This is a genomic window from uncultured Albimonas sp., assembly GCF_963977235.1.
Lineage (GTDB): Bacteria > Pseudomonadota > Alphaproteobacteria > Rhodobacterales > Rhodobacteraceae > Albimonas.
Genome location: NZ_CAXBOD010000105.1, coordinates 1 through 7,728, shown reverse-complemented (window position 1 = coordinate 7,728; position 7,728 = coordinate 1). Strand labels below are relative to the sequence as shown.

The following is a 7,728-nucleotide window of genomic DNA, read 5'->3' as shown; positions in this document are numbered from 1 at the left end:
CTTGACCCCTGCGGGCGAGTCGCTCAGGCATCAACAGCGAGAGACGGCTCCGGAGAACAGGCGCGGGCTTGTTCTTTGGTGAGTCAGGAGCCCGCCGGAGGCTCCCCCCTCGACCCTCCGGGCGCCTCCATGGCCCCCCTCGCAACGCAGCCAAGCCCGCCCGCAGGGCGCCTGTAGTCCGCTCCCCTCATCAAGGATCCAGCCCCATGTCCCTCGACCCCGCCCTCGCCCAGCGCATCCTCGAGGCCGTGGACGCGGGTTTCGACGCCCAGATCGAGCTGACCCGCAAGCTGGTCTCCTACGACACCACGCGGGGCAACGAGCACGCCGCCCAGGACTGGGTGTTCCGCCAGTATCGCGACCGCGGCCTGGCGATGGAGCGTTTTGCGATGGACGAGGCCGCCATCGCCCGCCATCCCGGCGGCAGCGCTTTCTCCGAGACGCATTCGAAGACCCCCATCGTCGTGGGCATCCACCGCCCGCGCGAGGAAACCGGCCGCTCGCTGATCCTGCAGGGCCATCTCGACGTGGTCCCCACCGGCCCGGTCGACATGTGGGCCCGCCCGCCGTTCTCGGCCGAGGTCGAGGACGGCTGGCTGCACGGGCGCGGGGCCATCGACATGAAGTCGGGCCATGTCTCGATGATCGCGATCCTCGACGCGTTGCGGGCGCTGAACCTGCAGCCTGCGGCCACCGTCTACGTGCAGTCGGTGGTCGAGGAGGAATCCACCGGCAACGGCGCGCTTGCGGCCCATCTGCGCGGCTACCAGGCCGACGCCGTCCTGATCCCCGAGTCGATGCAGGAGGTGCTGGTGCGCGCCGGCGTCGGCGTGATGTGGTTCCAGGTCCAGGTCCGCGGCATTCCGGTGCATGTGCGCGAGATGGGCGCCGGCTCGAACGCCATCGATGCCGCCTGGCGCATCGTCGGCGCGCTGCGAGAGCTCGAGGCGCAGTGGAACGAGGCCGCCGCCTCGGACCCGCTGTTCGGCCATATCGACCACCCGCTGAACCTCAACATCGGCAAGATCGCGGGCGGCGACTGGGCCTCGTCGGTGCCGGCGTGGTGCACGGTCGACTGCCGGATCTCCTACCTGCCGGGCAAGAGCGCCAACGAGGCCGAGGCCGAGATCCGCGCCTGCGTCGAGGCGCTGACCCGCGCCGACAGGTTCCTCTCCAACAACCCGCCGAAACTGGTCGTCAACGGCTTCCACACCGAAGGCTTCGTGCAGGAGCCCGGGACCGAGGCCGAGGCCATCCTCGCCGCCGCCCATGAAAGCGTGTTCGGCGAGCCGCTGCGCACCGAGGTCACGCCCGCCTACCTCGACGCGCGCGTCTACGCCCTCTACGACCGGATGACGACGCTGTGCTACGGACCGGCCGGCGACGGCATCCACGGGGTGGACGAGCGCGCGGACCTCGAGTCCGTGCGCCGCTGCACCAAGGCCATGGCGCTGTTCGTGGCCGAGTGGTGCGGCGTGGAGACGGTCGAGGGCTGATCGAGGCCGCGACCTCGCTCCCGATCCCTCGCCGGGGGCGAGGGATCGGGCCGCGCTCAGCCCGCGGCGGCCTGCGCCTCGTCCCAGGTCGGGTAGTCGGTGTAGCCGACGGGACCGGGCGTGTAGAACGTCTTGCGGTCGTAGGGGTTCAGCGGCAGGTCCTCGGCGAAGCGCCGGGGCAGGTCGGGGTTGGCGATGAAGCTGCGCCCGAAAGCCACCATGTCGGCATGGCCCTGGGCCAGGATCTCCTCGGCCCCTTCGCGCCCGAAGCCGCCGGCGGCGATATAGATCCCGTCGAACAGCGGACGCAGACGCGGCGCGGCGTTGGCCGCCTCGTCCTCGCGGTGACGCCCGCCGGGCAGGGTGCGCGGCTCGATCACATGCATGTAGGCCAGCCCCCGACCCGAGAGGCCGCGCGCCACATGCTCGTGCAGCGCCCAGGGGTCGCTGTCGAAGATGCCGCCGTGGACGTTGTGGGGCGACAGGCGGATGCCCACCCGGTCGGCGCCGCAGGCCGCGATCAGCGCCTCGAGCGCCTCGAACAGGAAGCGGGCGCGGTTTTCGATCGGGCCGCCGTAGCCGTCCTGGCGCGTGTTGGCGCCGTCCTGCAGGAACTGGTCGATCAGGTAGCCGTTGGCGGCGTGCAGCTCGACCCCGTCGAAGCCCGCCTCCATCGCGCGGGCGGCGGCGCGGCCGTAGTCGGCGATCACGCCGGGGATCTCCTCGGCCGCCAGCGCGCGCGGCGGGGCGAAGTCGGTGACGCCGCTGGGCGTGCGCACCTGCCCGGTCGCCTGGATGGCCGAGGGCGCGACCGGGTCCTCGCCCGCCGGCTGCAGCTCGGGGTGGGACTGGCGTCCGACATGCCACAGCTGGGCGAAGATCCGCCCGCCCTCGGCATGCACCGCCTCGGTCGCCGGGCGCCACGCCCGCACCTGTTCGTCGCTCCACAGTCCCGGCGTGTCGGGCGTGCCGCGGCCCTGGGGGGCGATCAGCGTCGCCTCGCTCACGATCAGCCCGGCCGAGGCGCGCTGGCGGTAGTGCTCGGCGATCAGCGCGGTCGGGATCCCCTCGGACGTGGCGCGCGAGCGGGTCAGCGGCGCCATCACCGTGCGGTTGGCGAGCGTGTAGGGCCCCAGTTCGACCGGCGAGAGCAGGCGAAGCGGCATCGTGGATCCTCCCAGCAGTGACCGGTCGGCCGACAGGCCGCCGTTTTGCGCGAGGCTACCGGGCGGGCGCGCGCCTGTCGATGCGCAGGCTTGCCCTCGGGCGGCGGACCGTCTTTGGATCGCGGGAGAATGAAAAAGGGGAGGATCCCATGCCCGACCGCGACTTCGATCGCCTGCTCGCCCGCTTCACCGCCGCCGCCGAGAGCGGGGAGGGCGAGCGTTTCGCCGCCTGTTTCACGCCCGACGCGGTCTACCACGACTACATCTACGGGCCCCACCGGGGTCGGGCCGAGATCGCGCAGATGATGCAGGGCCTGTTTCACCGCGACGCGGCCGACTACCGCTGGGAGATGTTCGACGGGCTGCGCCAGGGCGACCTCGGCTACGCCTGGTCGCTGTCGAGCTTCACCTCGACGATCCCCGAGTATGCCGGGAAGCGGGTGGTGATCGACGGCATGTCGCGCTTCGTGCTCAAGGGCGACCTGGTGGCGGAGTACTTCGAATCCGTGAACGGGGGCGTGGCGATGGCCCAGCTCGGGGTCGAGCCCGCCCGCATGGCCGGCGTCATGCGCCGCTGGTCGGGATGGCTGCAGGAGCGGCCCGAGACGCGCGCCTATCTCGATCGTCCCGCGGGCGCGCATGCAGCGGGGCTGGCGAGGGGCTGAGCGGGGAGTCTCGGCGCAGGCCGGCGGAATCGCTTGGCGCCGTCGTCGGCTGGTCTCTAGATTGAGGCGGCGGGAGCGGCTGCGCCCTGAGCGTGTCCGGCCTTCCGCCGTGGATGGCCTCGCGCCGGGGCCGCCCGATCCGCCGGAGGCGATGCGGGCCTCGCTCTCACGAGGCCCGCGGGCGCCTGCCTTTTGCTCTGTCTTTCCCAGGCTGCGCCTTCGGCGGCGAGGGTCCCGCCGAGCCCGTTTCTTCGGCACGCTACGCTACACACGATCTCGCCGTGGCTCCTGCACGGCGCGATACGCCGCCCCAAACGGTGGGGTACGCCATTTACAAGTTCCAATATAGAGGGGGGAGCGGGACCGCAAAATCCTCCGAAATTGTGAGGGGGTGGGATGCAAGCGATTGAAACGTATGGCCTAGCCGTCTCTCCGCGCGCGAGCATCGGCTGAGTAAAGATGCGGGCGGCAGGGCGGGGCGACTCGCCCGCCCGATGGGGGGGCGGGGCCTCGCGCGGCGCAGGCGGGGCCGAAACGACGACGGCGGACCCCGCCGCACGGGATCCGCCGTTTCATCGCTGCATCAGGGACTTGCCGTCACAGACGGCATCGCCCTGTGAGGTCTCCGGGAGCTGAGGCCTACGCTACGCCTTCGCCGGAACGACACGCTGTCCCGGCTCCTGGCCATCACCCCCGGAGCGGTGACGGTTACGCTATCTACAAGTATTAAGGTAACGTTAACCCATTCCGGGCAAAATCCTCAGAAATTGCGAGGTCCGGGGATGCAAGTGTCTGAAAACATTCAGGGGGCATCCCGGCCGGCTTGTTGCGTGGTGAAACGGCCTGTCGAGGAGCGGCAGATGGGAATCGCTTCCGCGGTGCGAGGCGAAGCGCGGCGTCCAGGCGCCGCGGCGCGGCTGCGATCGCGGGATCGGGAACGACAGCGGCGGGCCCCGCTTTCGCGAGACCCGCCGTGGGGGTCGTCTGATCGCCGCGCTGGGGAGCGGCGGGCTCCGGGAGCCTGTCCTACGCTACGCTCGGGCAGGGCTGGGGCCCCGGACCGTGGTCATCGCTCCCGGAGCGATGAGGTTTACGCTACTTACAAGACTGAACATATGGTTAACGACCGCAGCGCAACATCCTCAGAAACGGTGAGCGTGGGATGCGCAACAAATTGATTTCGCGACGGAAGGTGGGTTTCGGCCCGGGAAGGATAACGGCGGCGTGATTGGCGGTCGGGGCGACTCGGTATAGAACATAAGAAGAACAAGTCGGAGCCGAGCATGTCCAGAGATCCCCTGCGCGCCCTGCTGGGCGCCGAACGGCGCGCCCGCCCGACGCTGGCGCTCTCTCCCGAAGGGACGGACCCCCAGGCGGGCCCCGAGGCGGCGGCGCTGACGCTCGGACGAGCGCATGAGGTCTGCGGGCCATCGGCGGCGGTGTTCGCGGCGATGGCGGCGGCGCGGCTGGCGGCGCGGGCCGGGCCGGGGCCGGTGCTGTGGATCCGCGGGCCCCGGGCCGAAGGGACGACGAACCCCGACGGACTGTCGGCGTTCCTCGATCCGGCGCGGCTGGTGCTGGCCGCGCCGCGCCGACCCGAGGATGCGCTGTGGTGCGCCGAGGAGGCGTTGCGCGCCGGCGCGGCGGGGCTGGCGGTGGTGGAGCTGCCCGGTCCTCCGGGGCTGACCGCGGTGCGCCGGCTGCACCTGGCGGCCGAGGCTGGCGCGGCGCTCGCGGCGGGACAGGGCGCGCCGCCGCCGCTGGCCCTGCTGCTGACCCCTGACCCCGGCGGCGCGCAGGGCGTCGAGACGCGCTGGCGGATGTCCCCGGCGCCCTCGCATCCCGGCCCGGGCGGGCGTCCCGAGCCGCGCTGGCGGCTGGAGCTGCTGCGCGCGCGCATGGTGCGCCCGCGCCGCTGGCGGGTCGGCTGGGCTGACGATCCGGGGTCCGACGGCGGGCTGGAGCTGTGGCGCGACCCCGAGACGCCCGTCCCTCGCAGCCCCCGCCGCCCCGCGCGCGGACTGTCGGCGGCGTGAGGCGCCGGAATGCCGGTTGATGTCGGGCGCAGGCGACGGTCGGAACACGACAGGCGCGTCGCCGGTGGTCTGCGCGGGGCTCGACCTGTCCTGGAGGTCCTGAGAGATCCTGGGATCTGAGGGGGCAAAGGAGCCGCAGGGCCAAGGGCCACGACGAGGCGTTGAGGCGAGCCGCAATGTTGGCGGAGGGGCGTCTCGGCGAGGCGGTGGGCGCCGACAGGGCGTCGCTCCGGCGGGGACCTCTGGCGTCGCGCTCGGGCGCGGTTCGGGCGACTGCCACCGTTTGCCCGGCCTCGCGGGGCGCCGAGAGGGAGGCCGGGGCCATGCCGCGCGCCACTGGGGCGAAACGCGGGGCGTCGCGCCGTCCGGATCGCGCGGAAATGCCTTGAAGCGGGGCGCGAAGCGTTCTTCGCATCGGCGCATCGGCGCATCGGCGCATCGGCGCATCGGCGCATCGGCGCATCGGGGTCGGGGCGCGAGCGGGCGTCGCGAGCGCCGGATCTGCAGCGGCGGGCGGACGGGCCGCCCGCGGCCTTAACCGCCGACGCCGGCGAAACGACGGCGCGGGGCGGTGTCGGCGAGGGCGGTCGTCAGCTCGATCTCGCGCGCCTCCTCGACCATCGCGATCCTGTAGTTCAGCACGGCGCCGCCCAGCAGCCCCGTGGCGCCGCACAGGCTGTAGGCCGCCAGGCAGCCCAGGATCGGCCAGCCCGCGCCCGCAGCGCCCACTGCGCCGGCGATGCCCGCCAACGCGCCCATTCCAAGCGGTCCCACAATCGACGCCTTCATGTCACGCACCCTTCCTCGCTACCCGGGATCACTCTCGCCGGACGAGGTTCAAGACTCGTTAACAGCGCGAGCGATCAGAGTTGACGAGGCGTTATCAGGAAGGCGATTCCCGGGCGGAAGCGCGGCCCTGCGGGGTCGGAACCGGGGGCGGGGTCGGAACTGGGCGCGGGGAAGGGATCGGGTCGGGATCGACCGGGCGCCGGGAGCGCGCGGCCAGACCCGCGCCGGCGGGGGCCGGCCCCCGCCGGAGGACTCACGCGCCCTCAGGCGTTGAACAGGAAGTGCAGGACGTCGCCGTCGGCGACCTCATAGGCCTTGCCCTCGACGCGCAGCTTGCCCGCCTCGCGCGCGCCGGCCTCGCCCTGGCAGGCGATGTAGTCGGGAAAGGCGATGGTCTCGGCGCGGATGAAGCCGCGCTCGAAATCGCCATGGATCACGCCGGCGGCCTGGGGGGCGTGGGCGCCGGCCGGGATCGTCCAGGCGCGCGCCTCCTTGGGGCCGACCGTGAAATAGGTGCGCAGGCCCAGCAGCCCGTAGCCCGCCTGGATCAGGCGGTCGAGGCCCGGCTGCTCGAGCCCGAGGTCGGCCAGGAACTCGGTCCGCTCGGCGTCGTCGAGCTGGGCGATCTCCTCCTCGATCGCGGCCGAGATCACCACCGAGGCCGCGCCCTGCTCGGCGGCCATCGCGGCGACCTTGTCCGAGAGCGCGTTGCCGGTCGCGGCCGAGGCCTCCTCGACGTTGCACACGAAGAGGACGGGCTTGGAGGTCAGCAGCTGCAGGCCCTTCCAGGTCTTCTCGTCGTCGGGGTCGATCGCGACGGTGCGGGCGGGGCGCCCCTCGTCCAGCGCGACCTTGGCCAGGCGCAGCAGGCGGTCCTGGTCCGTGGCCTCCTTGTCGCCGCCGCGGATCTTGCGCGAGAGGTTGTTGAGCCGCCGCTCGATCGAGTCGAGATCGGCCAGCATCAGCTCGGTCTCGATGATCTCGGCGTCAGAAAGCGGGTCGACCCGGCCCTCGACATGGGTGATGTCGCCGTCCTCGAAGCAGCGCAGGACGTGGGCGACGGCGTCGACCTCGCGGATGTTGGCGAGGAACTGGTTGCCCAGCCCCTCGCCCCGGGAGGCGCCCTTCACCAGGCCGGCGATGTCGACGAAAGTCAGGCGGGCGGGGATCACCTGCTTTGACTTTGCGATCTCGGCCAGCGCAGGCAGGCGCGGGTCGGGGACCGCGACTTCGCCGACGTTGGGCTCGATGGTGCAGAAGGGGAAGTTCGCGGCCTGTGCGGCGGCGGTGCGGGTGAGCGCGTTGAAGAGGGTCGACTTGCCCACGTTCGGCAGGCCGACGATGCCGCATCTGAAGCCCATGTGTCCCTCCGGTCAGCTGGTCGCCGGCCGGATCGCATGAGGGGCGGGCGGGGTCAAGCGGAAGGGGGGGCGGAGGCGCCCTGCGGGCGGGCCTGGGCCGGGGGCGGCGGGGGCGCCTCCAGACGCGGAGGCCGCTTCTGAACTCACCAGAGAACAGAGCCCGCGCCTGTTCTCCGGACCCGCCCGTCGCTGAAAGATGCCTGAGCCCCGCCGGG

Annotated in this window: 6 protein-coding genes; 3 read left to right on the top strand and 3 right to left on the bottom strand. The window is 72.2% G+C overall.

The features are described 5' to 3' along the window. Window positions 1-206: 206 nt before the first annotated feature. Window positions 207-1,496 carry an ArgE/DapE family deacylase gene (locus AAC134_RS22975; RefSeq protein ID WP_339951984.1) on the top strand — a complete coding sequence of 430 codons (1,290 nt, stop codon included), beginning with the start codon at window positions 207-209 and terminating at the stop codon, window positions 1,494-1,496. Between the two features lie 56 nt (window positions 1,497-1,552). Here AAC134_RS22975 and AAC134_RS22970 read toward each other — a convergent pair whose 3' ends face one another. Then, complete coding sequence (locus AAC134_RS22970; RefSeq protein WP_339951982.1) at window positions 1,553-2,662, bottom strand: alkene reductase; 1,110 nt, start codon at window positions 2,660-2,662, stop codon at window positions 1,553-1,555. A gap of 149 nt (window positions 2,663-2,811) precedes the next feature. On the opposite strand from AAC134_RS22970, the gene AAC134_RS22965 reads away from it, so the two are divergent. Further along, window positions 2,812-3,327 carry a nuclear transport factor 2 family protein gene (locus tag AAC134_RS22965; RefSeq protein WP_339951980.1) on the top strand — a complete coding sequence of 172 codons (516 nt, stop codon included), beginning with the start codon at window positions 2,812-2,814 and terminating at the stop codon, window positions 3,325-3,327. 1,283 nt (window positions 3,328-4,610) lie between these two features. Next, the gene (locus tag AAC134_RS22960; RefSeq protein WP_339951978.1) at window positions 4,611-5,363 is read left to right on the top strand and encodes a hypothetical protein; all 753 of its coding nucleotides are present in this window, start codon (window positions 4,611-4,613) and stop codon (window positions 5,361-5,363) included. A 534-nt stretch (window positions 5,364-5,897) separates the two neighbouring features. Here the strand turns inward: AAC134_RS22960 and AAC134_RS22955 are convergent. Together AAC134_RS22955 and ychF are read right to left on the bottom strand one after the other, a co-directional pair. After that, window positions 5,898-6,152 (bottom strand): hypothetical protein, encoded by a 255-nt coding sequence (locus AAC134_RS22955; protein ID WP_339951976.1) that lies wholly within the window; start codon window positions 6,150-6,152, stop codon window positions 5,898-5,900. Between the two features lie 263 nt (window positions 6,153-6,415). Beyond that, window positions 6,416-7,513, bottom strand: a complete 1,098-nt coding sequence (gene ychF, locus AAC134_RS22950; protein ID WP_339951974.1) for a redox-regulated ATPase YchF — start codon at window positions 7,511-7,513, stop codon at window positions 6,416-6,418. Window positions 7,514-7,728 lie beyond the last annotated feature (215 nt).